Annotated in this window: 25 protein-coding genes; 11 read left to right on the forward strand and 14 right to left on the reverse strand. The window is 64.6% G+C overall.

Going from position 1 to position 25,575, the window contains the following annotated elements:
• Nucleotide 1: 1 nt before the first annotated feature.
• The gene (locus BRAD3257_RS15555) at nucleotides 2-1,888 is read right to left on the reverse strand and encodes a CHASE2 domain-containing protein (protein WP_122402554.1); all 1,887 of its coding nucleotides are present in this window, start codon (nucleotides 1,886-1,888) and stop codon (nucleotides 2-4) included.
• Nucleotides 1,889-1,938: 50 nt separating this feature from the next.
• Nucleotides 1,939-2,463 carry a FecR domain-containing protein gene (locus BRAD3257_RS15560; RefSeq protein ID WP_122402555.1) on the reverse strand — a complete coding sequence of 175 codons (525 nt, stop codon included), beginning with the start codon at nucleotides 2,461-2,463 and terminating at the stop codon, nucleotides 1,939-1,941.
• Between the two features lie 605 nt (nucleotides 2,464-3,068).
• On the opposite strand from BRAD3257_RS15560, the gene BRAD3257_RS15565 reads away from it, so the two are divergent.
• Nucleotides 3,069-4,181 carry a DUF2778 domain-containing protein gene (locus BRAD3257_RS15565; RefSeq protein WP_162500220.1) on the forward strand — a complete coding sequence of 371 codons (1,113 nt, stop codon included), beginning with the start codon at nucleotides 3,069-3,071 and terminating at the stop codon, nucleotides 4,179-4,181.
• A gap of 7 nt (nucleotides 4,182-4,188) precedes the next feature.
• Here BRAD3257_RS15565 and BRAD3257_RS15570 read toward each other — a convergent pair whose 3' ends face one another.
• Both BRAD3257_RS15570 and BRAD3257_RS15575 read right to left on the reverse strand, forming a co-directional pair.
• Nucleotides 4,189-4,818 carry a glutathione binding-like protein gene (locus BRAD3257_RS15570; RefSeq protein WP_122402557.1) on the reverse strand — a complete coding sequence of 210 codons (630 nt, stop codon included), beginning with the start codon at nucleotides 4,816-4,818 and terminating at the stop codon, nucleotides 4,189-4,191.
• A gap of 12 nt (nucleotides 4,819-4,830) precedes the next feature.
• Complete coding sequence (locus BRAD3257_RS15575) at nucleotides 4,831-5,421, reverse strand: cysteine hydrolase family protein (RefSeq protein ID WP_122402558.1); 591 nt, start codon at nucleotides 5,419-5,421, stop codon at nucleotides 4,831-4,833.
• Between the two features lie 130 nt (nucleotides 5,422-5,551).
• On the opposite strand from BRAD3257_RS15575, the gene BRAD3257_RS15580 reads away from it, so the two are divergent.
• Both BRAD3257_RS15580 and BRAD3257_RS15585 read left to right on the forward strand, forming a co-directional pair.
• Nucleotides 5,552-6,385: a LysR family transcriptional regulator gene (locus tag BRAD3257_RS15580; RefSeq protein WP_122402559.1), complete on the forward strand. Its 834-nt coding sequence runs from the start codon at nucleotides 5,552-5,554 to the stop codon at nucleotides 6,383-6,385.
• 143 nt (nucleotides 6,386-6,528) lie between these two features.
• Entirely contained in the window at nucleotides 6,529-6,678 is a 150-nt protein-coding gene (locus BRAD3257_RS15585; RefSeq protein WP_181956136.1) for a hypothetical protein, read from the forward strand.
• 206 nt (nucleotides 6,679-6,884) lie between these two features.
• Here the strand turns inward: BRAD3257_RS15585 and groL are convergent, their stop codons facing one another.
• On the reverse strand, nucleotides 6,885-8,525 hold the full coding sequence (gene groL / locus BRAD3257_RS15590) for a chaperonin GroEL (protein WP_057029537.1): 1,641 nt from the start codon (nucleotides 8,523-8,525) through the stop codon (nucleotides 6,885-6,887).
• Between the two features lie 46 nt (nucleotides 8,526-8,571).
• Nucleotides 8,572-8,886, reverse strand: a complete 315-nt coding sequence (locus BRAD3257_RS15595; RefSeq protein WP_122402560.1) for a co-chaperone GroES — start codon at nucleotides 8,884-8,886, stop codon at nucleotides 8,572-8,574.
• Between the two features lie 377 nt (nucleotides 8,887-9,263).
• Between BRAD3257_RS15595 and BRAD3257_RS15600 the strand changes: the two genes are divergently transcribed.
• Nucleotides 9,264-9,551: an usg protein gene (locus BRAD3257_RS15600; protein WP_027560138.1), complete on the forward strand. Its 288-nt coding sequence runs from the start codon at nucleotides 9,264-9,266 to the stop codon at nucleotides 9,549-9,551.
• A gap of 7 nt (nucleotides 9,552-9,558) precedes the next feature.
• Here the strand turns inward: BRAD3257_RS15600 and BRAD3257_RS15605 are convergent, their stop codons facing one another.
• A complete protein-coding gene (locus BRAD3257_RS15605) occupies nucleotides 9,559-11,688 on the reverse strand; it encodes an O-linked N-acetylglucosamine transferase, SPINDLY family protein (protein ID WP_122402561.1) in 2,130 nt (709 codons plus the stop codon).
• Nucleotides 11,689-11,898: 210 nt separating this feature from the next.
• Here BRAD3257_RS15605 and BRAD3257_RS15610 point away from each other — a divergent pair, with 210 nt between their 5' ends.
• A complete protein-coding gene (locus BRAD3257_RS15610) occupies nucleotides 11,899-12,426 on the forward strand; it encodes a cupin domain-containing protein (protein ID WP_122402562.1) in 528 nt (175 codons plus the stop codon).
• 125 nt (nucleotides 12,427-12,551) lie between these two features.
• Here BRAD3257_RS15610 and BRAD3257_RS15615 read toward each other — a convergent pair whose 3' ends face one another.
• The gene (locus BRAD3257_RS15615) at nucleotides 12,552-13,802 is read right to left on the reverse strand and encodes a NupC/NupG family nucleoside CNT transporter (protein ID WP_122402563.1); all 1,251 of its coding nucleotides are present in this window, start codon (nucleotides 13,800-13,802) and stop codon (nucleotides 12,552-12,554) included.
• A gap of 155 nt (nucleotides 13,803-13,957) precedes the next feature.
• On the opposite strand from BRAD3257_RS15615, the gene BRAD3257_RS15620 reads away from it, so the two are divergent.
• The gene (locus BRAD3257_RS15620) at nucleotides 13,958-15,196 is read left to right on the forward strand and encodes an MFS transporter (RefSeq protein WP_122406586.1); all 1,239 of its coding nucleotides are present in this window, start codon (nucleotides 13,958-13,960) and stop codon (nucleotides 15,194-15,196) included.
• 208 nt (nucleotides 15,197-15,404) lie between these two features.
• Here BRAD3257_RS15620 and BRAD3257_RS15625 read toward each other — a convergent pair whose 3' ends face one another.
• The 5 genes from BRAD3257_RS15625 to BRAD3257_RS15645 form a co-directional block, all read right to left on the reverse strand.
• Nucleotides 15,405-16,163: an SDR family oxidoreductase gene (locus BRAD3257_RS15625; protein WP_122402564.1), complete on the reverse strand. Its 759-nt coding sequence runs from the start codon at nucleotides 16,161-16,163 to the stop codon at nucleotides 15,405-15,407.
• A 26-nt stretch (nucleotides 16,164-16,189) separates the two neighbouring features.
• On the reverse strand, nucleotides 16,190-16,948 hold the full coding sequence (locus BRAD3257_RS15630; RefSeq protein WP_122402565.1) for a proteasome-type protease: 759 nt from the start codon (nucleotides 16,946-16,948) through the stop codon (nucleotides 16,190-16,192).
• 86 nt (nucleotides 16,949-17,034) lie between these two features.
• On the reverse strand, nucleotides 17,035-17,877 hold the full coding sequence (locus BRAD3257_RS15635) for a transglutaminase family protein (protein ID WP_122402566.1): 843 nt from the start codon (nucleotides 17,875-17,877) through the stop codon (nucleotides 17,035-17,037).
• Between the two features lie 196 nt (nucleotides 17,878-18,073).
• A complete protein-coding gene (locus tag BRAD3257_RS15640) occupies nucleotides 18,074-19,018 on the reverse strand; it encodes an alpha-E domain-containing protein (protein WP_122402567.1) in 945 nt (314 codons plus the stop codon).
• Nucleotides 19,019-19,022: 4 nt separating this feature from the next.
• Nucleotides 19,023-20,441 carry a circularly permuted type 2 ATP-grasp protein gene (locus BRAD3257_RS15645; RefSeq protein ID WP_122402568.1) on the reverse strand — a complete coding sequence of 473 codons (1,419 nt, stop codon included), beginning with the start codon at nucleotides 20,439-20,441 and terminating at the stop codon, nucleotides 19,023-19,025.
• A 282-nt stretch (nucleotides 20,442-20,723) separates the two neighbouring features.
• Here BRAD3257_RS15645 and BRAD3257_RS15650 point away from each other — a divergent pair, with 282 nt between their 5' ends.
• From BRAD3257_RS15650 to BRAD3257_RS15660, 3 genes are all read left to right on the forward strand, one after another.
• Nucleotides 20,724-21,461 (forward strand): competence/damage-inducible protein A, encoded by a 738-nt coding sequence (locus tag BRAD3257_RS15650; RefSeq protein WP_122402569.1) that lies wholly within the window; start codon nucleotides 20,724-20,726, stop codon nucleotides 21,459-21,461.
• Nucleotides 21,462-21,497: 36 nt separating this feature from the next.
• The gene (gene gpt, locus BRAD3257_RS15655) at nucleotides 21,498-22,025 is read left to right on the forward strand and encodes a xanthine phosphoribosyltransferase (RefSeq protein ID WP_122402570.1); all 528 of its coding nucleotides are present in this window, start codon (nucleotides 21,498-21,500) and stop codon (nucleotides 22,023-22,025) included.
• Between the two features lie 173 nt (nucleotides 22,026-22,198).
• Nucleotides 22,199-22,828 (forward strand): hypothetical protein, encoded by a 630-nt coding sequence (locus tag BRAD3257_RS15660; protein ID WP_122402571.1) that lies wholly within the window; start codon nucleotides 22,199-22,201, stop codon nucleotides 22,826-22,828.
• Nucleotides 22,829-22,841: 13 nt separating this feature from the next.
• Here the strand turns inward: BRAD3257_RS15660 and BRAD3257_RS15665 are convergent, their stop codons facing one another.
• On the reverse strand, nucleotides 22,842-23,864 hold the full coding sequence (locus tag BRAD3257_RS15665; RefSeq protein ID WP_122402572.1) for a methionine synthase: 1,023 nt from the start codon (nucleotides 23,862-23,864) through the stop codon (nucleotides 22,842-22,844).
• 109 nt (nucleotides 23,865-23,973) lie between these two features.
• Here BRAD3257_RS15665 and BRAD3257_RS15670 point away from each other — a divergent pair, with 109 nt between their 5' ends.
• Together BRAD3257_RS15670 and BRAD3257_RS15675 are read left to right on the forward strand one after the other, a co-directional pair.
• Entirely contained in the window at nucleotides 23,974-24,582 is a 609-nt protein-coding gene (locus tag BRAD3257_RS15670) for a 2-hydroxychromene-2-carboxylate isomerase (RefSeq protein ID WP_122402573.1), read from the forward strand.
• Nucleotides 24,582-25,559: an NADPH:quinone oxidoreductase family protein gene (locus BRAD3257_RS15675; RefSeq protein ID WP_122402574.1), complete on the forward strand. Its 978-nt coding sequence runs from the start codon at nucleotides 24,582-24,584 to the stop codon at nucleotides 25,557-25,559. Before BRAD3257_RS15670 ends, BRAD3257_RS15675 begins: the two co-directional genes overlap by 1 nt.
• Nucleotides 25,560-25,575 lie beyond the last annotated feature (16 nt).

Genomic DNA, 25,575 nt, shown 5'->3' on the forward strand with positions numbered 1-25,575 from the left:
TTCAGCCGATCATCTCGGCCTTGGCAGCGTCGTGGCCTGGCCCGCTCTGATCGCGCCAGAACCAGACGGTCACGACACCAGAACGGCCGCGGACATGGGCCAGCAGGGGGCCTGACAGGACGCCGTCGGGAGCACCCTGGAAGTCGGCAGCATCCAGCATCGTATCGCTCAGTGCGAGCCGCGCATCATTCTGGGCGGCAACCTCCATCAGCCGGCTTGCGACGTTGACGGTGTCGCCTGTCGCCGTGATGTGCTGATGGCTTTCGCCGAGCCGCGAGGCGACGATCGGGCCGCAATGCGCGCCGATCTTGAAGCCGAGCTGACCTGCGACTGCCGGCGGCAGCGAGGCGATCCAGCGTTCGAGACCGCGATGCAGGTCGATCGCGCATTTCAGCGCGCGCGCCGCGTCGTCGGGCATCGCGCGCGGCAACCCGAACAGGATCATGGCGCCATCGCCGAGGAAGCCGGTGATCATGCCGCCGCAATCGATCGCGGCCTTGTCGATCAGTGCATGAAACGCCTTCAGAAGATCCCTGAGTTCGTCCGGATCAATCCGCTCGCTCAAACCGGTGAAGCCGGAGAGATCGACGAAGACCACGGCGGCATCCTGCCGGACGGGCTTTGACAGGAAGTCCGGATCGCGCGCCAGCCACTCCTGCAGTGCCGGAGCCTGGAATTGCGCAAGCGACCTGCTCTTGGCGGCGAAATATTGCGTGCGGCGGCCCCCGGCCCACAGCTGCACGCCGGCAAAGACGGTCACCGGCGGCACTGCCGCGGCGAGCGTGGTCGCCGCGTTCAGCCAGACGCCATGCGTGAACGCGAACAGATTGAGTCCGGCCCAGGCGATCATCATCGCGGCCGCCGCCATGATGCCGAGCGCGCTACGCCGCCAGGCGAGCAGGCCGACCAGCAGCATCGGCAGAAGGGTCGCGGAGAGCGCGTCGGCAATACGGACCCTGCGGTCGCGCACGACGGCATCGCCGGCGACGAGATGCGTGATCGCAGTCGAGATCACTTCGACGCCGGGCATGAGGGAATCGAACGGAGTGGGATAGAAATCGCCGCCGCCGGCGACCGAGGCGCCGATCACGACGATCCGGTTCTCGATCGCCGCCCGATCGAGCGTGCCGTCGAAGATGCTCTGTGCGCTGACGGTACGGATCGTCCGACGCGGGCCGTAATAGGTGATCGGCAACGCGAAGTCGCTGTCGGTCGGCACCGCGCGATTGCCCAGCATGAGACGGTCGGGCGCGACCGTCAGCGGCTGGTCGAGCGCACGGGCGGCGACACGCAAAGGGAACGACAGCTCGACCTTGTCGCGCGTCCGGAACAGCATCGGCACCGCGAGCGGTGAGCCCGATTGTCCCGTCGCGACGTTGACGACGCCGACCTCGGCGTGATCGGCGAATGCGGGCAATGGCTGCAAGAAGCGTTCGGCCTCGGGCAACACGGCCAGGGGGCCTTCGCTGGGTGCCACGGTCTCGCTGGCGGAGGGGAAGATCGCCGCGGCGGCGAGCACCATGGGACCGGTGGCGAGCGTGTTGGCCAGCGTGGCATCGCCGATTGCGGCGCTGCGGTCGACGAGCAGGAGATCGATCGCGACAACCTTCGGCTTGAACTGCACGATGGTGTCGACGACGCGGGCAAGATCGGCGCGCGGCAGCGGATAGCTGCCACCGCGCTTCACGACGGTGTCGTCGATCGCGACGATGGTGACGACATCGGGCGGACGCTGCACGCCGCGGGCCTGCGTCCGCCAGTCGGTCAGCGTGGCTTCGAGGCGATCGAGAAAGCGCAGATGGCCGTTGGCGTGCGCGGCATAGATGCCCGCGCCCCACAGCGCGGTGAGGACGAGTGCCACCAGGATCTGAACGCGTCGGCTGCGCATGCGGTCGTCTTGCAATCTCGTATTGTCCAAATAGTCTTGGCGACCCCGACCTATTGCCCGAGTCTTGCCATGAGCGCGTCGACGCGCGGCTGACCCCATGTCTTGATGGTCAACGGGCCGGTTGCCTCGACGTCGACGCCTTCGCCGGGTCCAAGCACGACGCCGCGTCCACGAGCCCGGCGGGTCACGCCGACCCCACCGTCGGCGACGAACACGGAGGTCTTGGCGTCAGCGACATCGACTGCCCATTTCGTGCCGCGCACTGCGGCAATCGCTTGCGGCGTCAGCACCTTGAAGGGGTTGCGCCGCGGCTTCTTGGGCACCTCGATCAGCAGGGCCTTGTTGCTCAACGCCACGGAATCTATATGTCCGTCGCGGTTGGCGTCCTTAAGTTCAAACTTGGCGCCACTTTCCGCAACGATGGTGATGCCGTTGTCGCAGCGCCAGGTCTGCGTCCCGGCGGCCGAGGGCGACGCCGTGCAGCCCGCATTGGCCGCAAGCTGTGCAGTCGCAGATCCAACCAACAGAAGCGACCCTGCCAGGGCGAAAAACCCTGTGCGCGCTATCCCTCTCATGCCAGCTCCGTTTGCGTGCTCGGCACAGTTCAAGGCGGGACGATACGGTACCGTATCACGCGCAGAGGCTGCTGAAAAGTGCCGAGGTGGCAGCTATTTTCTCGTGGCGGCGATGTCCAGAACCGAAATGATCAACTTTCAGTCACGGCGCTGTTGCCGCAATCGGCCAGCGGACGCAGGGCCGTCCACCAGCCTCGCGCAACGCTTCCGCGCTACGCTCAGTGCTAATTTGAGGGTCACGAAAACGGCGTTGTTGAGTGCGTCATGGATGCGGTCGCAAGCGTCGAACAGTTGGCGCAAACCGGTCGAGAAACATGGTTAACAGACGCGTCTAAGTCCGTAGTTCTGCGGGCTTTTTTCTCAAAACGGGACAGCGTTGACGAGTTGCCCCACATCCGCCCGAACTTAATCCGCATTTAACTAAAAGTCGCCTTAATGACGCTCCGACCCTCTGCGAGATGCTGTTCCCGGATCGTGACCAGCGGCACTTCGAAGGGGGACTGAGTGACACCGTCCTGGACGCAAGGCGAATGAGTACGAGTATCGCTGCGCAGAGTAACGCGGCACGGAAGTCCAAGAATTATTCGCGGAAATCTTCCCGGAAAATGACCACGTCCAATTGGCTTGGCGCCGCGGCGATCGGCTGTGTCGTGATGGGCGCCGGCTGGACCATCTACAGCAACGTCTTTGGCGCGAGCGTCTATCCGACTGTCGGCAGCATCGGCTACGACGAGCCCGTGATCAAGCGCGCACCCAAGGTGGCGCTGCGCGAGGCCCGCGAGGCCATTGAGGAAACCTTCGCGCTGCTGCCCGACCGGCTCCAGGTCGCAGCTCCCATCTCGCGCGAGATGTTCAACGAGCGCTTTGCCGCCGCTGCGACGCAGGGTGTGCCGTCGAATGCGGCGAGCGCCGCGCCGGCAACGGAGGTTGCCGTGGCCAAGGACACGCCGAAGGACACCCCGAAGCAGAGCGTCATCGCCAAGGTCGCGGAAGCGCTGAAGCCGGCAGCCAAGATTGCTGACAAGACCGCTGACAAGACCGCTGAGAAGCCTGCGGACAAGGCCAGGCGCGCACAGGATGCCCAGATGCAGCTGGCCTCGGCCGACCCGGCCGAGATCGTGCCGGCGCCCGAGGCGAAGCCGAAATCCTTCGCCGACCGCGCCAAGGCCGCGGTGATGTCGATCACCGCTCCGCGCCAGTCGATGGTCGAAAAGCTCTGGGGCAAGCGTGAGCCGTCCGGCGGGCTGCTCGCCTACGCCTCGGCCGATGCGAGTGTGACCGCGTCCATCGCGCCGAAGGAGCAGAACCCGATGTTCGGCGGCGCGCCGCCCTATGAGCGCGACACCGCGGTCTACGACATCACCGCCAAGACGGTGTACCTGCCCGACGGCACCAAGCTCGAGGCGCATTCCGGCCTCGGCTCCAATCTCGACGATCCGCGCTCCTCGAAAATCCGCATGCGCGGTGTGACGCCGCCGCACATCTACACGCTGAAGCCGCGCGAGGCGCTGTTCCACGGCGTGCCGGCGCTGCGCCTGACCCCGATCGGGGGCGAGAGCGCGATCTACGGCCGCGACGGTCTGCTCGCGCACACCTTCATGCTCGGGCCGAACGGCGACTCCAACGGCTGCGTGTCGTTCAAGGACTATTACGCGTTCCTCGACGCCTACCGCAACAAGGGCATCCGCAAGCTCGCGGTGCTGGCGCGGGTGGACTGACCTGCGCTCAAGCGGTCATCTGCTTGCGCAGCGCCATCTCGGTCGCAATCGCCTCCCGCACGCGAGGCCGCGCCTGCATGCGTTCGAGATAGGCTGACAACGATGGCCACTGCGCAATGTCGACGCCGGCAGGCCGAAGCAGCAGCAGGGCCCAGGCGAGGTGGGCGTCCGCGACGGTGAAGCGGTTGCCGACGAGGAATTCGCGTTCCGCCAGATGCGCTGCCGGCACCGACAAGGTCTGCGCGATCCGTGCTCGCGGCTTGGCGAGCGAGCCGTCGTCCTTGTACCAGAAGGTCGGAAACAGGAACGCCTTGTGGATCTCGGCGCCGACGAAGCTCAGCCATTCCTGGAGCCTGTAGCGGTCGGGATCGCCGAGCGGCGGCGCAAGGCGCGTCTCGGGCTTCAGATCGGCAATGTATTGCAGCACCGCCGCGCTCTCGGTCAGCCGTTCGCCATTCTCCAGCACCAGCACCGGCACAGCGCCCTTCGCCGCCACGCCGTGAAAATCGCTCCCGTCGTCCACGATCGTCTTGGTCAAGAGGTGCACCTGATGGTACTGCGCATCGAGGCCAGCCTCCATCAGCGCGATCCGGCTCGCGAGCGAGCAGGCCATCGGTGAGAAATAGAGTTGCAGCATCGCGTTGCTCCGTTACTTCAGCGCATCGCCGCGGGCGATGATCGCGAAGCGATCGGACAGCTCGGCGAGCGCAACCTCGTGGATGGTTCGGGCGTCCAGCGTGCCGCCGCGCCCGTCCGGCAGGTCGCGCGTGGCGCAGGCATCGGCATCGATCGTGGTACGAAAGCCGAGGTCGAGCGCGGCCCGCGCCGTGGAGCTGACGCACATATGCGTCATGAAGCCGGCCAGCACGATGTTCTTGTGTCCGGTCGCGACAAGGCGCGCCTGCAAATCGGTGCCGGCAAAGGCATTCGGCAGCTCCTTCTCGATCACGGGCTCGCTGGCGCGGGGGCTCAGCTCGACGACGATGGCACCGCGGTGGGCGGTACGATCGAACAGGCTGCCGGCCTTGCCGCGATGGGCGATGTGGATGATCGCGGCACCAGCCTCGCGGGCCTGTGCCAGGAGCGCAGCCGCACGTGCGATCGCGGGCTTGGCGTCGGGCAAGGCGAGGGGGCCCGCGAGATATTCGTTCTGGATATCGATCAGCACCAGGGCGGCGTCGCCGAGGCGCGGCGGGCTGAGGTCGGCGCCGGCGAGCTGGAGCAGGGTCTTTGCGGTCATGGTCTTGGAAGTCTCCCGGGGGTAGAAGGCGCAACAAACATAGCCCCGGGAATGCCTGCCGATATGCAGGAATATTGCAGCGGGAGGCTGCGAGATTGCAGGCCATCGGGCGGCGATGTAGCCTCGAGCCATGAACTGGGACGATCTGCGCATCATCGCCGCCGTCAGGGACGAAGGTACCTATGCCGGCGCCAGCGCAAAGCTGCGTATCGACGAGACGACGGTCGGGCGCCGGCTGTCGCGCATCGAGCGTGCGCTCGGCTTGCGTCTGTTCGAGGCCGCCGACGGCGTTCGCAGGCCGACGCGGCAATGCGAAGCGGTGCTGGCGCATGTCGAGGCGATGGCCTCGCATGCGGCCGAGATCGGCCGGCTCAGCGAGAGCCTGGAAGGTCCGGTCGGCCGCCTGCGCATCGCCTCCACCAACACAGTTGCAGAAGAAGTGCTGTCGCCGCGTGCGGGCGACTTCCTGCGGACCCATCCCGGCCTGACGCTGCAATTCCTCACCTCGAGCGAGAACGTCAGGTTCTCGCGCTGGGAGGCTGATCTGGCCATCCGCTTGCGCAAGCCCGACAAGGGCGACTTTGCGATCTCAAGGCTCGGCGACATCAAGCTGTATTTTTTCGAGCCGGTTACGACCGAGGGCGAGCCGATGCTGTGCGTCTATCCCGACGAGCTCGGCGACATTCCCGAGATGCAATTCCTGCGCACCAGGAAGGCCCGCGCGCGCTGCGTCACCGACAACGTCCGTGTCATCCGCAATCTGATCCGCGACCATCAGGCCGCCGGCGTGTTGCCGGAATATGTCTGCGCCGACCTGCTCGGCGACCGCCGCCTGCGCGCCACGCTGCTGCCGAAGCGGCGCGACGTGTGGCTGCTGGTGCAAAATCATCTCAAGCGCGACGCTGCAACGCGCGTGACCATCGACTGGGTGAGGGCGTGTTTCCAGGAGATGTCGCGCAACTGACGGCGCATCGGGTTGCGATCGGCCCCCACAGGGTTCGCCTGTCGTGAACGCGCCAGCGCGCCGGCGCGACCAATCCTGAACAGGGTTTTCCCGCGCGCAGAGGTTGCGTAACGTCATGCCGGTTGCAGGCTGAGCAGAAGGCGATGACGATTGTTCAGGACACCATCCGGCCGTCGACGGCGCAATCGCGGGAGCGGAAGGCGATTGCCGTCCTGATCCTGCTGATCCCGCTGCTGTGGTGGCCGATGATCTTGTTTCGCTTCGTCCTGTATCAGCCGTTCAACATTTCCTAAAGCGCGATGAGATTTGGATGAATCGTCATCGCGCTTTAGCTTGTTGTTTACGCATGATCCTTCCGGAAAACTGCTTCGCACTTTTCCGGATCATGCTTTAGAAGGCCCACTTGGGCGCGAGCCCGGGATGACGGGTGGAGAGAAGTTATTACAAACAAAAACCCCGGCATCGCTGCCGGGGTTTCGTAGTTCTCGAGGGTGCTGGATCAGAAGTCCATGCCGCCCATGCCGCCGCCGGGGGGCATCGCCGGGCCGGCGCCGCCCTTCTTGGGCAGCTCGGCGACCATGGCTTCCGTGGTGATCAGGAGCGCGGCCACCGAGGCAGCGTTCTGGATCGCGGTGCGGACCACCTTGGTCGGGTCGATGATGCCCTTCTTGACGAGGTCGGCATATTCGCCGGTCTGGGAGTCGAAGCCGTAGTTGTAGGCCTTGTTCTCCAGGATCTTGCCGACGATCACCGAACCGTCTTCACCGGCATTGATCGCGATCTGGCGAGCGGGAGCCGACAGCGCCTTGCGCACGATCTCGACGCCGGTCTTCTGGTCGTCGTTCTTGGTGCGCAGGCCCTTGAGCTGCTCGGAGGCACGCAGCAGGGCGACGCCGCCGCCGGGGACGATGCCTTCCTCGACCGCCGCGCGGGTCGCATGCATCGCGTCATCAACGCGATCCTTGCGCTCCTTCACCTCGACCTCGGTCGCGCCGCCGACGCGGATCACCGCGACGCCGCCAGCGAGCTTGGCGAGACGCTCCTGGAGCTTCTCACGGTCGTAGTCCGAGGTGGTCTCCTCGATCTGCGCCTTGATCTGGGCCACGCGCGCCTCGATGTCGGCCTTCTTGCCGGCGCCGTTGACGATCGTGGTGTTCTCCTTGTCGATCATCACCTTCTTGGCGCGACCGAGCATGTTGAGCGTGACGTTCTCGAGCTTGATGCCGAGGTCTTCCGAGATCGCCTGGCCGCCGGTCAGGATCGCGATGTCCTGCAGCATGGCCTTGCGGCGATCGCCGAAGCCCGGAGCCTTGACGGCCGCGACCTTCAGGCCGCCACGCAGGCGGTTCACGACGAGGGTGGCGAGGGCCTCGCCTTCCACGTCCTCGGCGACGATGACCAGCGGCTTGCCGGTCTGCACCACGGCCTCGAGCAGCGGCAGCAGCTCGTTCAGCGAGGAGAGCTTCTTCTCGTTGATGAGGATGTAGGCGTCGTCCATCTCGACGCGCATCTTGTCGGCGTTGGTGACGAAGTAGGGCGAGATGTAGCCGCGGTCGAACTGCATGCCCTCGACGACGTCGAGCTCGGTCTCGAGCGACTTGGCTTCCTCGACGGTGATGACACCCTCGTTGCCGACCTTCTTCATGGCGTCGGCGAGGAACTTGCCGATCTCGGCATCGCCGTTGGCCGAGATAGTGCCGACCTGGGCGATCTCGTCGTTCGAGGTGACCTTCTTCGAGTTCTTCTCGAGGTCGGCCACGACGGCCTCGACCGCGAGGTCGATACCGCGCTTGAGGTCCATCGGGTTCATGCCGGCGGCAACGGACTTCGCGCCTTCCTTCACGATCGCCTGGGCGAGCACGGTGGCGGTGGTGGTGCCGTCGCCGGCCGCGTCAGCGGACTTGGAGGCGACTTCGCGCACCATCTGGGCGCCCATGTTCTCGAACTTGTCGTCGAGCTCGATCTCCTTGGCGACGGTGACGCCGTCCTTGGTGATGCGGGGAGCGCCGAACGACTTGTCGAGCACGACGTTGCGGCCCTTCGGACCGAGCGTGACCTTCACCGCGTTGGCGAGAACGTCGACACCACGCAGCATCTTGTCGCGCGCTTCAACCGAGAATTTGACTTCTTTGGCTGCCATCTGGATTTTTCCTTGAGGATGTTTGACTGGAGGGAGGAGAGGGCCCTTAGGCCGCCTTCTTCTTGGACTCGGTGACCTCGAGAACGCCCATCACGTCGCTCTCCTTCATGATCAGCAGGTCCTGACCGTCGATCTTGACCTCGGTGCCGGACCACTTGCCGAACAGCACGCGGTCGCCGACCTTCAGGTCGATCGGGATCAGCTTGCCGGACTCGTCGCGGCCGCCCGGGCCGATGGCGACGACCTCGCCCTGCGAGGGCTTTTCCTTGGCAGTGTCGGGAATGATGATGCCGCCGGCGGTCTTCTCTTCTGCGTCGATGCGCTTGACCACGACGCGGTCGTGAAGCGGACGGAATTTCATGCAGTCCTCCTAAGTAATTGAACGAGTTGAGGATTTTGATATTGTTAGCAGTCGTTGCCCGCGAGTGCTAGCACGAGCGAGGGTGAAATAGGACAGGAATTTTGCGGGGGCAAGGGTTTGTAGCAGAAAAATTAGCACCCGAAAGCACGGACTGCCAGAATCTCTTTGGCATCGTTAACCGACACCCGAGGCCGTATTAGCACGGAGTCATGTCTGCTGCTAACGCATTGAATTTCAACAGCTTGTTAAACTTTTGGGCTTGAGATGGATTGTCGGTTTGCGTCACATATCTCTCATGTGAGCGCATCGTTTCCGGGTGGCTCCCGGGGCACGGATCAAGCCACCCCCTGCATGCGCTCCTGCAAAGGAGGTTTGGCATGGGACTGCGCGTTGGGGGCGTTTCCGAGGACTTCCGGAAACAGATGCTGGGCTACGGGCTGACGACGGCACAGATTCTCTATCGGATGCCGGATCATCCCTCGTTGCTCCAGACCTATGTCTGGCAGAACTACGACATGTTTCCGAAATTTCCGGCGCTGACCGATTTCCTGGCGTTCTGGCAGGAGAAGCTCGATGGCCCCCTGCATTCGGTCACGGTGGCGCATTCCAAGCTGATCAAGCCCGCCGAGCTGCGCGCCGTCGACGGCGTGTTCCGGCTGCATTGAGCAGAGCTCAGACGCCGCCGTTGCAATAGCGTGTCCACATCGCGCGATAGGCGTCGGCCACGGCTCGCGCATATGAGACAGGGTTGCCGGCGGCCGCAGCGCTGATCTGTTCGGGCAGCTCGCGGCGCAGTTGATCGAGCTCGGCGACCCGCGCCGCGCGGCCGGCTGCAATCTCGACATACGCATCCTCGCTTTCGGCGCCCCAGTCCGGCAGGCCGAGCGCGGTGAGGATGGCGCCGGCGGCCCGGCTGGGCAGGCTGTTTCCGAGCTTCGCCACCACGGGCACGCCCATCTGCAGGGCTTCCCATGTGCTGACGCCGCCGTTCTGTGGGAACGGGTCGAGTGCAATATCGATGCGATTGAACGATGCCAGATGTTCGTGCCGCGAGGTCGCTCCGAGCAGATCGACGCGTTCGGCCGGCAATCGGCAAGCCGCAAATCGCGCCAGCAGCTTGTCGCGGACGAGTTGATCGTCGAGCGCAACATCCTTGATCAGCGGTCGCGAGCGCGGCACCCGCTCGAGGATCCTGGACCAGACTGCCGCGGCCTCGTCGGAGATTTTGCTGATGCGGTTGAAGACACCGAACGTGATGAAACCGTTCGAAATCGCAGGCGTCTCCGCTCGCGCAATCCCGGCCGGCAGCGGCGTCAGCGTCACAAAGCACGGCAGGTCGACGACGGTCTCCGCAAACAGATGCCGAACCGCCAAAGGAATCGCGACAGGATCCGAGAACAGATAATCGATCGTCGGCAGCCCGGTGCCGGTGCCGTGGCCCCAGCCGTGCGCCTGGATCGGTGCCGGCTTGCGCGCAAATACGCCGAGGCGGTTTCCTCTGGTGTGGCCGGACAGATCGATCAGGATATCGACGCCATCGGCGCGAATCTGTGCAGCGAGGCGATCATCGGTCCATTGCGAGGCGTCACGCCAGCGATCGGCGAGCCCCTGAAATTCGCTTGTCGTCCCGTCCACTTTCGACGAACACGAGTAGCACACGATCTCGAACTGTGCCCGGTCATGGTGTTGCAGGACCGGCTTGAAAATGAACGCGGCCGAATGCGCGTTGAAGTCCGACGAGACGTAGCCAAGCACCAGGCGCCGGTCCGGGTCGCGGCGGTTGTCATGCGGTGCTGCCGCTTCTGAAGCGATTTTGGCCTCGATCTGCTCCCACCACACGCGACGCGCTTGCTGATGCCGTTCGACGCTGGCGTCCGCCACAAAATCGAGCGTGAATATCTTGCTGGAGATCGCGCTCTGAAGGTCAGGCCGGATATCGAGGGCCCTGTCGAAGCTGGCGAGCGCTTCGTCGACCCTGCCAAGTCCGGCGAGACAGAGGCCCAATACGAAGTGAGCTTGATCAGAATCGGGCGCAATCGCGAGAGCTTTCTCGCAATCGAGCAATGCTTGGGCAATTTGCTGGGTCTGGAGCAAGACATTGGCGCGCCAGAGCCACCCATTCACGTCGTCGGGTGCGAGGGCGATTGCCCGATTGCAATCCGCCATGGCTTCGTCAAATCGCTGAAGCTCCCGGAGTGCAGCGGCGCGGTTCGCCAGCGCCGCGGCATAGTCAGGCTTGATCGAGAGCGCGCGGTTCAGGCTTGCGAGAGCCTCGTCATAGTTGCGCAGACGGCAGAGCGCAGAGCCGCGGCCGTTGTGGGCTGCGGCCAGGTTTGCGTCAATTGCGAGCGCCTGATCGTAGCTCTCGAGCGCTTCTTGGTGCAGATCGAGGGCCGCGCTCGCGTTACCGAGATTGGACAGGGCGAGGGCGTAGCTGGGCCGCAAGGCGAGAGCCTTTCGATAGCTCTCGCGGGCCTCGTCGTGACGTTTCAGCCCGTTCAGCGCCACGCCCAAGCTCATATGGGCTTCGGCAGATCGCGGGTCTGCGGCAACGGCCCGGCGCAGCAGGATTTCGGCCTGGTGATAGTTCCTGGCATCAGACTCCAAGGCGCCGAGCATATGCAGGGCGATGAATTGGTTGGGCGCGAACTGCAGGAGTTGGCGATAGGCAGCCCTGGCCTCGGGGAGGCGCCCCTTCTTGTGCAACTCGAGCGCTTGCCCGAGCAATGGCAGCACTTCGGCCTTTTGCCGTTTCTGGAGCCGGGCATTCTGAAATGCACGCTGACCGACGCTGCTGCCCATGAATCAATTCCCCCAGATCTCCTGCCGAGACTAATTCAGGGAGAGAACGAAGACGAGACGATGCTCGCTCGCAACGACAGCTTGGGACAAGCTACGACCGATCGCGTGACCGGCCTCAGCTCCGCAATTGCTGCCTCGCCCAGGACTGGGTAATCTGCCCTTCGGGTCACACCCGTGCGACGGGCGCGGCTCGGAACAGGGAGGCAGACAATGGCCAAGCAGAAGGCATCGAGGCCCGCAATGAAGACCGCAGTGAAGAAGCGGAGCGGGACCAAGGCAGCGGCGCGGTCCTCGGCACGAAAGGCAGTGAAGGCGAAGGCGCGCACCGTCGCTCCGAAGAAGGCCGTGCGGCCGAAGCAGCGCATCGCCATCAGCCATCACCGCGAGGAAGACTTCAAGGCCGACGGCCTGCGTGCCTATGCCAGATACCGCGATCTCGGCATCGCCGAGGCGACCCACGGCCTCGCGCAGGCGCATGTGATCCGCTTGCAAGGCCCCTGCAACCCGGCCGAGGTCTCCAAGCTCCATTATCACGACGTCGAATTCCAGATGGTCTACGTGCTCAAGGGCTGGGTGAAGACCTATATGGACGGGCAGGGCGAGACGTTGATGAAGCAAGGCAGCGCCTGGACCCAGCCGCCGAAGATCAAGCACATGATCCTGGACTATTCGGACGACGTGGAGCTGCTGGAGGTGATCCTGCCGGCGGAGTTCAGGACGGTGGAGTTGAAGGCGTAAGGTCTTGCCCGCGTGCTTGTAGCCCGGATGCGGCGCAAGCAAGATCCGGGAAAGTTTCTCCGTGGAGAAGATGGCCCCGGATTGCGCTGCGCGCAATCCGCCCTCTACGGCTCACGACGGGTGTCTTAACTCAACACCCCCACCATCGCCCCCATCAAGCACGTGGTCAGCGTCCCCGATACGATCGACTTCAGCCCCAGCGCGTTGATCTCCTCGCGCCGCTCCGGGGCCATCACGCCGAGGCCGCCGATCATGATGCCGAGGCTGGCGAAGTTGGCGAAGCCGCACATCGCGTAGAGCATGATCAGGCGCGAGCGCGGATCGAGCGCGTTGGCTGGCAGCTTGGTGAAGTCGACATAGGCGATCAATTCATTGAGCACGGTCTTGGTGCCCATCAGGCTGCCGGCGGTGATCGCCTGATCCCATGGCAGCCCCATCAACCAGCATACTGGTGCCATGACGAGGCCAAGCAGCCGCTGCAGCGAGATCGCGGCACCGCCGATATCGGGCAAGAGGCCAAGCATGGCATTGACCAGATAGACCAGCGCCACCAGCACCAGGAGCATGGCGACGATATTGAGCAACAATTCGAGGCCGCCGGTGGTGCCCTTGACGATGGCGTCCATCGTGCTGGACACGTTCATCTCGGGATCTTCCAGTGCACCGCCGGTACGCTTGTCGGATGTCTCGGGCACCATGATCAGGCTGACAAGGATCGCGGCCGGCGCGCCCAGCACCGAGGCGATGACGAAGTGCGCGGCCGCGTCGGGGATGAGTGGGGCAAGGAGCGTCGCATAGAGCACCAGCACCGTGCCGGCGATGCCGGCCATGCCTCCGGTCATCACCACGAATAATTCGCTGCGGGTCATCTGTGCCAGATACGGCCGCACGAACAACGGTGCCTCGACCATGCCGAGGAAGATGTTGGCGGCGGTCGAGAGGCCCACGGCGCCGCCGACCCCCAACGTGCGTTCGAGCAGCCAGGCCATGCCGCGCACGATCGGTGGCAGCACGCGCCAATAGAACAGCAGTGTCGTCAGCACGCTCATGACCAGCACGATCGGCAATGCCTGGAACGCCAGGATGAAGTCCGCGCCCGGCACCTTCAGATCGAACGGCAGGGGGCCGCCGCCGACATAGCCGAACACGAAGGCGGAGCCGGCGCGCGAGGCCGCCGAGATCGCGCCGACCGCGTCGTTGATCGCGCCGAACGCATGCGCTACGACCGGCAGCTTCAGCAGCACGACCGCGGTGACGAAGGTCGCGGCGAGGCCGATTGCCGCCTGACGCAGCGAGACCGCGCGGCGATTCTCCGCCAACGCGAAAGCGATCAGGAGCAATGCGAAAATGCCGAGTGCCGATTGCAACCGAAGCATGATGTCCCCAAACCCTCAATGATTATGGCCGCGTGTGCATTGCAAAGGCAATGCCGGGGGCCACGGAAGCGGCTCGTTGTTGACAAGCGGGCAAGCCTGGGCCACGCGGGCCCATCAGGATCAGGACCGGACCGTCCGAGGTGACCGAAGCGACGATGCCAGAGCAGCCAATATCCGACAATCTGCCGGTCAGCGCCGGCGCGCTGCTCGGCCACCGCGCCTTCCTGTTCTTCCTGCTCTCCCGCAGCCTGTCGCGCTTTTCCAGCCAGATCGCGGCGGTCGCGATCGGCTGGCAGATCTACGATCTCACCGGCTCGGCGTTCGACCTCGGCATGGTCGGCCTCGTGCAGTTCCTGCCCACGGCGCTGCTGGTGTTCGTCGCTGGACACGCCGCCGACCGCTACGAGCGCAAGCGCGTGGTCCAGCTCTGCCAGTTCGTGGAAGCCGCGACCGCGCTCTATCTCGCAACCATCACCTATCTCGGCGCGGTCGGCGAGGTGCAGATCTTCATCGCGACCTTCGTGCTCGGCATTGCAGGCGCGTTCGAGAGCCCGACCACGGCGGCGTTGTTGCCGTTGATCGCGCCGCAAGGGTCGCTGCAGCGCGCCACGGCCATCTCCAGCGGCGCAGCGCAGGTCGCGACCATCACGGGGCCGGCGCTCGGCGGATTCGCATATGCGGTCGCCCCGCATCTCGCTTATGCCGTGATGGTACTGTTCTGGGTTTTGGGGATGATTTTGACCGGCTTCATCCGGCCGCGTCCGCAGGCGATCGCAAAGGAGGGGACGAACTCGGACAATATCTTTGCCGGCGTCCGCTTCATCCGCGGCAACCCCGCGATTCTCGGCACCATCTCGCTGGACCTGTTCGCCGTGCTGTTCGGCGGCGTCACCGCGCTGTTGCCGATCTATGCCCGCGATATTCTTCAGGCCGGCCCGGTCGGACTCGGCGTGCTGCGTGCCGCGCCCGCGGTCGGTGCGCTCCTGATGACCGTGGTGCTGGCGCGCCACGCCATCTCGCGGCATGTGGGCTTACGCATGTTCCAGGCGGTGATCGTATTCGGCCTCGCCACGATCGTGTTCGCGCTGTCGCCGTGGATGTGGCTGTCGGTGCTGTCGCTCGCCGTGCTCGGTGCGGCCGATACGATCAGCGTCGTGATACGCTTCTCGCTGGTGCAGCTGTCCACACCCGATGAGATGCGCGGCCGGGTCGGTGCGGTGAATTTCCTCTTCATCAACGCCTCGAACCAGCTCGGCCAATTCGAGAGTGGCCTCACGGCCGCGCTGTTCGGCGCCATGCCCGCCGCCGTGCTCGGCGGCGTCGCCACCGTCGCGGTGGCGCTGCTCTGGATGAAGCTGTTTCCGAGCCTGCGAAAGGTGGAGAGTTTGGAATAGGGCAACGCTCTCTCCACGTCATTGCGAGGAGCTCTTGCGACGAAGCAATCCAGAATCTTGCCGCAGTGGCAGCCCGGATTGCTTCGCTGCGCTCGCAATGACGATTGTGGAGATGGCTCGCGGACTTAACTCCCACCACCCTGTAGCCAGGCAGCAGCAGGCGCCACTTGACGCCTACTGTGCATGGGGTTGTTCTCGCGCTTTTTGTTCAACCCCGCCCCACGAACGGCATCTTGGTCGCCATCACCGTCATGGTCAGCACGTTGGCGTCGAGCGGCAGGCTGGCCATGTAGGCCACGGCATCGCCGACCGCTTTCGCGTCCATGCGCGGCTCGTGCTTGGTGGTGCCATCAGGCTGAAGCACGCCGGGGCCGTTGACCATGCGGTCGGTCATCGGCGTTGCCGCATTGCCGATGTCGATCTGGCCGACCGCGATGTCGTACATGCGGCCGTCGAGGTTGGAGGCCTTGGTGAGGCCGGTGATCGCGTGCTTGGTCGAGGTGTAGGCCGCCGAGAACGGCCGCGGCGCATGCGCCGAGATCGAGCCGTTGTTGATGATGCGGCCGCCGCGCGGGGTCTGGTCCTTCATGATGCGGAAGGCGTGCTGAGTGCACAGGAACGGGCCGGTGAGGTTGGTGTTCACCACCGCCTGCCACTGCTCGAGGCTGAGATCCTCGAAGTTCACCGCCGGCGCGCCCATGCCGGCATTGTTGAAGAGCACGTCGAGGCGGCCATAGGTCGTCTTCACCTTGTCGAACAGCGCGGCGATCTGCTCCGGCTTGGTCATGTCGGCGGTGACGCACAGGCTTTTCCCCGCGGGGCCGAGCTTCGCGGTCTCCTCGAGCATGTCGAGCCGGCGCCCTACGAGCACCACGGTGAAGCCGGTGTTCATCAGCGCCAGCGACGCCGCGCGCCCGACCCCGGTGCCGGCGCCCGTCACCACTGCGATCTTTTTCGCTTCACTCATCGTTTCCTGCCTTTTCTCTTGAGCTGTCAGGTTTTGGATTCTTTTTCGTTCTTGTAGGGCGGCCGCGGAATGTTCTGGTGCGCGGCGCGCAGCGCCGCCGACCAGCGCGAGCGCAAATCGTGGAAATAGGGCTCGCCCGCCTCGATGCGGTGATTGAGATCGGCCTCACAGGCATCGTTCCGCACCACCAGCACGTCGATCGGCAGACCGACGCCGAGGTTCGAGCGCATGGTCGAGTCCATCGAGATGAGGCCGGTCTTCAGCGCCTCGTACAGCTCGACGTCGTAATGCATGGCGCGGTCGAGCACCGGCTTGCCGTATTTGTGCTCGCCGATCTGCAGGTAGGGCGTGTCGGTCGTGCACTCGATGAAATTGCCGGCGGTGTAGACCATGAACAGGCGCATGCGCGCGCCCTTGATCTGGCCGCCGAAGAGGAAGGAGACGTCGAACGACACGTCCTCCGATTTCAGCGCCGGCCCTTCGGTCGCATGCACCGCCCGGATCGCCCGGCCAATGCGCTGGGCGGCCTGGAACATGGTCGGCGCGTTCATCAGCGTCTCGACCTCGCCCGTGTTGGGGTCCTCCAGGCCTTCGGTCAGGGTGGAGAGCACCGACTGGCTGATCGCGAGGTTGCCGGCGCTGGCGATCGCCATGATGCGCTCGCCGGGCTTGGAGAAGATGTGCAGCTTGCGGAAGGTCGAGACGTTGTCGAGGCCGGCATTGGTGCGGGTATCGGCGATCATCACCAGACCATCCCGAACCAAGATTCCGCAGCAATAAGTCATTTCCAGTCCTCGACGCGAGCGTTTGCGCGCAAGTACTAGCCAATTTCAGGGGCCGGTCCAACCCCCGATTGCAGGCGGTGACGGAGTTAGCTCTGTCGCTGCGATTGCGACTGCCCGCCGCGGCCGGCCTGCTCGACCTTCACGGCCACCGCCAGCGTTTCCGTGCCACCGCCATAGCGGGTGCCGCGCACCGGGGCTGCGCCGAGATAGTCGAGCCCGATCGCAACGCGGACATGGGCGTCGGTGGCGCAGATGCTGTTGGCGGGATCGAACCCGACCCAGCCGAGATCGGGCACGTAAGCCTCCGCCCAGGCGTGCCCGGCGTCCTGATGCACCATGTCGTCTGCACGCAAGAAATGCCCGGAGACGAAGCGCGCGGGCACGCCGCCGGCGCGGGCGCAGGCGATGAAGATGTGCGCGTAATCCTGGCAGACACCACGCTTGAGCGCGAATGCCTCCGCCGCGGACGTGCCGCTGTTGGTGTGGTCCTGGTCGAACGTCATGTGATCGGCGATTTGCGTCATCAGCGTGTGCAGGAAGCCCAGCGTGTCGCTCTCGGCTTCGCTCCGCAACTGGCGCGCGACCGCCGCCATCGCCGGATTGACGGAGGTGAGGTTGGTGGAGCGCAGGAACATGCCGGCCGGGAAGCGCTCGTCAGTGCCGCGCAGCACGCCGCCGGTGTCGTGGGTCTCGATCAGCCCCTCGGCGGTGATCTGGATGTCGGCGACAGGTCCGCAGGACAGCACGTGTATGACGTTGCCGAACGCATCCTCATGCATGTCGAGCTTGGTGTCGGTGGAGACGTCGATCTGCCATTCCGCGACGTACTGCCCATCATGGCTGCCCGGCGTCATGCGCAGGATCTGGATCACGCCCGTGACCGGCGGCTCGTAGCGATAGGTCGTGGTGTGCTGGATTCGCAGGCGCATGGTGGACCGTGCAGTTAGTGGTTAGCCCGACTGCTCCCGCGAAGAAGCTCGTCATGCCCGGGCTTGTCCCGGGCATCCACGTTCTTCCTCGTCGCGTGAAAGCAAGAACGGTGGACGGCCGGGACATCTAGCGCGAAGACGCGCTTCGCGCTTTTGCCCGGCCATGACGATATCCCATTTCGTCAGTCGGGGGACATCAGATCAAATACTGCTTCGTAATGATTTCGCCCAGCCTGGAATTGTCCGCGATGAATTCCTGAATGAATTCATGCACGCCATGCTGGAAAATGTCGTTCATGTTGCTGTGTTCCAGCCGGTTGCGGATGCCGCGGGCGTGGCGCTGGGCCGGGCCCTGGCGGCCATAGGCGACGCCGATCTGGTCGAGGTTGCGCACGAGGTTGCCGTAGCAGCTGGCGAGCGAGCGCGGCAGCGTGTCGTTGAGGATCAAGAGATCCGCGATCAGCCACGGCTTCAGCGTCTCGCGATAGACCCAGTGATAGGCGGTCAGCGCCGAGACCGAGCGCAGGATCGAGCTCCACTGGTAGAAGTCGAGCGGGCCGCCGACGTGCTCCTCCTCGGGCAACAGCACATGATATTTCACGTCGAGAATGCGCGCGGTGTTGTCGGCGCGTTCCAGATGTACACCCATCCGCGAGAACCAATAGGCATCGTTGCGCAGCATGGTCCGGTAGGCCGAGCCGTCGAACCGCAGCGAGGTCTCCTGCACGAAGCGGAGGAATTTGGCGAGGTCCTCGCGCGTCGAGGTGCCCTTGCTCCAAACAGCCTGGAGCTCGATCCAGGCCGAGTTGATGGTGTCCCACATCTCGCTGGTCAGCGCCGTGCGCACCGAGCGAGAGTTCAGCCGCGCCGCTTCGATGCAGTTTCTGATCGAGGACGGGTTGTTCGGCGAGAACGAGAGATACTCGACGACGTTGTGCTCGTTGGCTTCCTCATAGGCCTGATAGAAGCTGGCGGCGACGCCGGCGGTGAGCAGCGCCGAGTCCCATTCGTTGGTCTTGCCGATATAGGCGGCGGGAAGCGCGGTGACGCGCAGCGTCGCATCGATAGTGCGCGCGAGATATTCGGCCCGTTCGACGTAGCGGGCGAGCCAATAGAGGTTTTCGGCGGTACGCGACAGCATCTCTCTACTCGTCCAGAATCCAGGTGTCCTTGGTGCCGCCGCCCTGGCTCGAATTCACCACCAGCGAGCCCTCCTTCAGCGCGACGCGGGTGAGGCCGCCCGGCACGATCGTGGTGCTCTTGCTGCCCGTGAGCACGAAGGGGCGAAGATCGACGTGGCGCGGGGCGAGGCCGGATGCGGTGCAGGTCGGGCAGGTCGACAGCGCCAGCGTCGGCTGGGCGATGAAACCTTCCGGCTCGCGCTTGAGCTTGTCACGGAATGCCTCGATGGTCGCTTTGGTCGCGGCGGGTCCGATCAGCATGCCGTAGCCGCCGGAGCCATGCACCTCCTTGACGACGAGCTCGCCCAGATTGTCCAGCACATAAGCGAGGTCCTTCGGCTCGCGGCAGCGCCAGGTCGGCACGTTCTTCAGGATCGGCTCCTCGCCGAGATAGAATTTCACGATGTCAGGCATGTAGGAGTAGATCGCCTTGTCGTCGGCGATGCCGGTGCCGACGGCGTTGGCGAGCGTGATGTTGCCGGCGGCGTAGGCCGACATCAGCCCGGGCACGCCGAGCACGGAATCGGGGCGGAAGGTGAGAGGATCGAGGAAATCGTCGTCGACACGGCGATAGATCACGTCGACCCGCTTCAGCCCTTCCGTCGTCCGCATGAACACTTCGTTGTTCTTGACGATGAGGTCGCCGCCCTCGACCAGCTCGATACCGAGCTTGTCGGCGAGGAACGAGTGCTCATAATAGGCCGAGTTGTAGACGCCCGGCGTGAGCAGGGCGACGGTCGGCTCGCCGGATGCGCTTTGCGGCGCGACCGAGCGCAGCGCCGAGAGCAGTTCGTCCGGATAGCGTTCGACCGGCGCCACCTTGTGGCGGGCGAACAGATCCGGAAACAGCCGCATCATGATCTCGCGGTTTTCCAGCATGTAGGACACGCCCGACGGCGTGCGGGCATTGTCCTCCAGCACGATGAAGTCCTCGGCATCGACCCGGACGATGTCGATGCCGGCAATGTGCACGTAGACGTCGTGCGGCACGTGCTGGCCGTTCATCTCGGGGCGGAACACCGGGTTCTGGAAGATCAAATCGTCGGGCACGACCTCGGCGCGGAGGATGTCGCGGCCATGATAGATGTCGCGCAGGAACATGTTGAGCGCGCGCACCCGCTGCTTCAGGCCCTTCTCCAGCAGCGCCCATTCCTTGCCGGACATGATTCGCGGGATCACGTCGAAGGGGATCAGACGCTCGGTGGACTCGGAATCGCCGTAGACCGCAAAGGTAATGCCGATCCGACGGAACAGGAGCTCGGCTTCCTGGCGCCGATATTCGAGGGCCTCGGGAGGCGTCTCCTTGAGCCAGCGCGCCAGCTCCTGATAGGCGGGGCGAAGCTCCCCGCCGGGAATATTCATTTCGTCAAACGCGACTGCCATGGATTCCGACTGTTCTCCCCCAGGCCTTGCGCCATCGGTCAGGTCGCTTGGGCCTTGCTGAAGACCGCAACGTCCTGTGGCCATGCCGTGAGAGTGCATGACTTCCGTAGGAGGTAGCAAGGGCCGGGCCAGCGCGATAAGCATGGAGAAGGGGCATTTGCCGGGGATGGCCGGCGGCTTGCCTGAAAAAATGGCTGAGGACTGCTTATTTCAGAAGCAAAACCGCGTGACTTCAACGCGTTACCTCGGCAGAGTCGGCGTCACAGGTGAGGGACTTAAGGCATGAGCGAGATCGTCACGGCGGGCATTCTGGTCATTGGGGACGAAATCCTGTCCGGCCGGACCAAGGACAAGAACATCGGCTTCATCGCCGAATACCTGACCAATATCGGCATCGACCTGAAGGAGGTCCGGATCGTCTCCGACGACGAGGCCGACATCATCGCCGCCCTGGACGCACTCCGGCATCGCTACACCTATGTCTTCACGACGGGCGGCATCGGGCCGACCCATGACGACATCACAGCCGACAGCGTTGCCAAGGCATTCGGCGTCGGCATCGATCATCATCCGGAGGTGGTTGCGCGTTTCCGCGAGCGCTGGAGCGAGCAGGACCTCAATGAGGCCCGCCTGCGCATGGCCCGCATTCCCGACGGCGCCGAACTGATCCAGAGCGCAACCATCCTCGCTCCCGGCTTCAAGATCGGCAACGTCATCGTGATGGCCGGCGTGCCATCGATCATGCAGGCGATGATGGACATCGTCTCGCCCAAGCTGAAATCCGGCGTGCGCATGCTCTCCGAATCGGTTCGCGCGAACGCCCGGGAGGGCGACATCGGGAGTCCGTTGCGGGCAATCGCGGCCGCCCATCCGGAGACGATCATCGGCAGCTATCCGTTCATGGACGAGGAGCAGAAGCCCAACACCAATCTGGTGGTGCGCTCGCGCGATCCGGCGAAGCTGGCCGCGGCGATGGCCGCCGTGAAGGAAATGCTGGCGGGATTGAACGTCACCCGCTAGCAGGGACTTTGCCGGCAGACGAAGCAGGAGATGACAATGGCTGGTGAAGCACCGGAACTGAGCGCGCAGGAGCGGGCGGGCAAGGCCTTCCCGGTCTCGTGGGACCAGTTCCACCGGGATTGCCGGGCGCTGACCTGGCGGCTCAACGAAGTTGGTCCGTTCCATGCGGTGATCGCAATCACCCGCGGCGGCCTGGTGCCTGCTGCGATCGTGGCGCGCGAACTCGGGGTGCGCGTCATCGATACGGTTTGCATTGCGAGCTACGACCACACCAAGCAGGGCGAGCTGCAGGTCCTCAAGGGCATTTCCGAGGCGGCGATGAAGCTCGGCGGCGGCACCGGCAGGGGGCTGCTCATCGTCGACGATCTCGTCGACACCGGCAAGACCGGCAAGCTGGTGCGTGAGATGCTGCCCGATGCGCATTTCGCCACCGTCTACGCCAAGCCGAAGGGCCGCCCGCTGGTCGACACTTTCATCACGGAAGTGTCGCAGGACACCTGGATCTTCTTCCCCTGGGACACCGCGCTGTCCTACCATCCGCCGCTTCGTGACGGGGCGGCGTGACCGTCCCCGTCATTGCGAGCCAACGGGTCCGCGCGAAGCGCGGCCCGATGACAGGCTCCGCGAAGCAATCCAGAGATGTATCCGCGGAAACAGTCTGGATTGCTTCGTCGCCAGCGCAAAATTGCTTCGCAATTTTGTCGCGGGTTTCTTCGCAATGACGCGCGGAGGCACCCATGCCCCTGCAAAACCGCGTCACTCCGACCGGCGACATCATCGCCACGCCGCACCGGGGCATGTTCACCGGCAACCGCGGCATCATCCACGATCCCGCGACCAAGACGCTTCTGAAGAAGCGCTGGTCGACACCGGCCTGGATCACATGCCTCTGCGAATTCCGCGGCTGGCGGCGCCCGGTGATGGCACGGCGGAGCTGGACCGAGCTGTTCTTTCTCGACGAAGCCACCGCCTTTGCAGCCGGACACCGTCCCTGCTTCTTCTGCCGCCGCGATGATGCCAACCGCTTCCGCGCGGCATGGGAGGGGGGAAATGGGGTGAGCAAAGTGAGCGCAAAGGCGATGGACGCCCGGCTGCATCTGGAACGTCTGGATCGTGGCCGCAAACGCCTGCACGCGCTGCCGGGACCGCTCGCGGAATTGCCCGATGGCGCGATGCTGCAGCAGGGTGAGCAGAGCTTTCTGATGATGAAGGGCCGGCCGCTGCTATGGTCGCCAGCCGGCTATGCCCGTGCCGCGCACGAGCTGGAGAGCCCGATGCTGCTGACGCCCCCGTCCACACTGCGGGCGCTCGGCGCCGGATATCAGCCGGCACTGCATCCGACGGCTCTGGACCAGCCGAGGGACTAGCGGATCGCCGCCATCAGCCCAGCTTCTCGCGCGCCAGCGCAGCACCCGCACCGAGCGCTGCCAGCTTTGCTTCAGCGATCTCCCGCCGCATCGGCGCCATGCCGCAATTGGTGGTGGCGATGATGTTGCTCTTGGGCACGAATTTCGACACCGCCTCGATCACCTTCATGACGTCCTCGGCAGTCTCCACCGTGTCGCTGGCGACGTCGATCACGCCGGCTTGCACGATCTTGGTCTCGAGCAGTGCCAGCAGCTCGAGCGGCACCTTCGAATTGCGGCATTCGATCGCGACCTGCTGGATCGGGCTCGCGTCGATCGCCGGGAAGATCTGCTCATACTGCCGCCATTGCGTGCCGAGCGTTTCCTTCCAGTCGGTGTTGGCCTTGATGCCGTAGCCGTAGCAGATATGCACGGCGGTGGCGCAGGTCAGCCCCTGCGCAGCGCGCTCCAGCGCCTTGATGCCCCAATCGTTGACCTCGTCCATGTAGACGTTGAAGGCGGGCTCGTCGAACTGCACGAGATCGACGCCGTCGGCCTGCAATGCCTTGGCCTCCTCGTTGAGCAGCTCGGCGAAGGCAAAGGCCATCTTCACGCGGTCGCCATAATAGCGATCGGCAATGGTGTCGATGATGGTCATTGGCCCTGGCAGGGTGAATTTCAGCTGCTTCTTCGTGTGCGTGCGCGCGACGCGCGCCTCGAAGTCATGGACGCGGCCCTTGAGGCGGAGCGGGGCGACGACCTGCGGCACCATCGCCTTGTAGCGGTCCTTGCGGATGCCCATCTCGACCTTGTGGGCGAAATCGATGCCTTCGATCTTCTCCAGGAAGCCGTGGACGAAATGCTGACGCGCCTGCTCGCCCTCGGTGACGATGTCGATGCCGGCGTCCTCCTGGATCTTCAGCCAGATCAGCGTCGCATCGCGCTTGGCGCGCAGGAGCTCTTCGCCCTGTGACTTCCAGGGCGCCCAGAGCATGTTCGGCTCGGCGAGCCATTCCGGCTTCGGCAAGGAGCCGGCGATCGTGGTTGGAAACAGCATGGCGGCCCTCCCGGCAGGTTGTGTTGCGCCCCTTCCTGCCATGACTTAACGTCGAGGTACAGAACAACAAAAGTCGTCCTGAAACCCGCGACGCCGGATCGGAAACGCCATGATCGAATTCTTCTTCGACTGCTCCAGCCCCTGGACCTATCTCGCCTTCCACAACATCCAGCCGCTCGCGAAGGAGCTCGGGGCGGAGATCGTCTGGCGGCCGATCCTGGTCGGCGGCATCTTCAACACGGTCAATCCGAGCGTCTATGCGCAGCGGGAGAAGCCGGTGCCGCTGAAGGCGCGCTACATGCTGAAGGATCTCAATGACTGGGCGCGCTCGGCCGGCCTGTCGATCAAGATGCCGCCGACGGTGTTTCCGGTGAACAGCGTCAAGGCGATGCGCGGCTGCATCTGGCTGGGCAAGGACATGCTGCCGTTTGCGACCGCCGTGTTCGAGACCTATTGGGGCGCGGACGAGGATATCTCGCAGGACGCGGTGCTCGCCGGGATCTGCAGGAAGGTAGGTCTCGACGAACAGAGATTCTTCGCCGGCATTTCGGAACAGAGCATCAAGGATCAGCTCAAGGCCAATACTGAGGAGGTGGTCGCGCGCGGCGGCTTCGGCTCGCCGACTATCTTCGTCGGCAAGACCGACATGTATTTCGGCAACGACCGCCTGCCGCTGATCCGCGAGGCGCTGCTGCGCCGCAGGGCGAGCGCAGCCTGATGGTACGCGCCGTCATCTGCCGTGAACTCGGCGCGCCCGAGCATTTGCTGCTGGAAGAGTTTCCGTCGCGCGCGCTGAAGCCGGGCGAGGTCCGCGTCGCCATCCGCGCCGCCGGATTGAATTTTCCCGACGTGCTGATGGCCGCCGGCGAATATCAGCTCAAGCCGGAGCTGCCGTTCACGCCCGGAATGGAAGCCGCCGGCGATGTCACCGAGGTGGGCGCGGAGGCGAGGGGCGTCACCGTCGGCGACAAGGTCATCGTCAAGATGCGCCATGGTGCCTTCACCGACGAAGCTGTGGTGACGCCGGCCCAGCTCACGCCGATGCCTTCCACGTTCGAGTACGCCGAGGCCGCAACCTATCTCGCGGGCCACGGCACCGCCTACCACGCGCTGATCGACCGCGGCCGGGTCGCGCCGGGTGAGGTGCTGCTGGTGCATGGCGCCGCTGGCGGCGTCGGCCTTGCCGCCGTCGAGATCGGCAAGATGCTGGGCGCGACCGTGATCGCCACCGCCTCCAGTGACGAAAAGCTTGCTGTCGCGAAATCGCGTGGCGCCGATCACCTGATCCGCTACGACCGCGAGCCGTTTCGCGACGCGGTCAAGCGCATCACCGACGGCCGCGGGGCCGATGTCGTGTTCGATCCCGTCGGCGGCCAGGTCTTTGAGGACTCGATGCGTTGCATCGCCTGGGGCGCGCGGCTCCTGGTGATCGGTTTCACCGGCGGCATCGGTTCGGCCAAGACCAATCTGCTGCTGATCAAGGGCGCCAGCGTGCTCGGCGTGCGCGCCGGCGAGGCGGCACGGAGAGATCCCGCGCTCGGAGAAGTGCGCCTGAAGGCGCTCTTGCGATGGGCGGAGGAGGGCAAGCTGCGCCCGAACGTCTCGCACCGCCTACCGCTGCAGGATTACGCGAAGGCGATGCGGTTGTTGATCGACCGCAAGGCGATCGGGCGCGTGGCGCTGGTGATGGAGTGACGCTGCCGCAGGTGGG

Source organism: Bradyrhizobium vignae, assembly GCF_900324035.1.
Classification (GTDB): domain Bacteria; phylum Pseudomonadota; class Alphaproteobacteria; order Rhizobiales; family Xanthobacteraceae; genus Bradyrhizobium; species Bradyrhizobium vignae.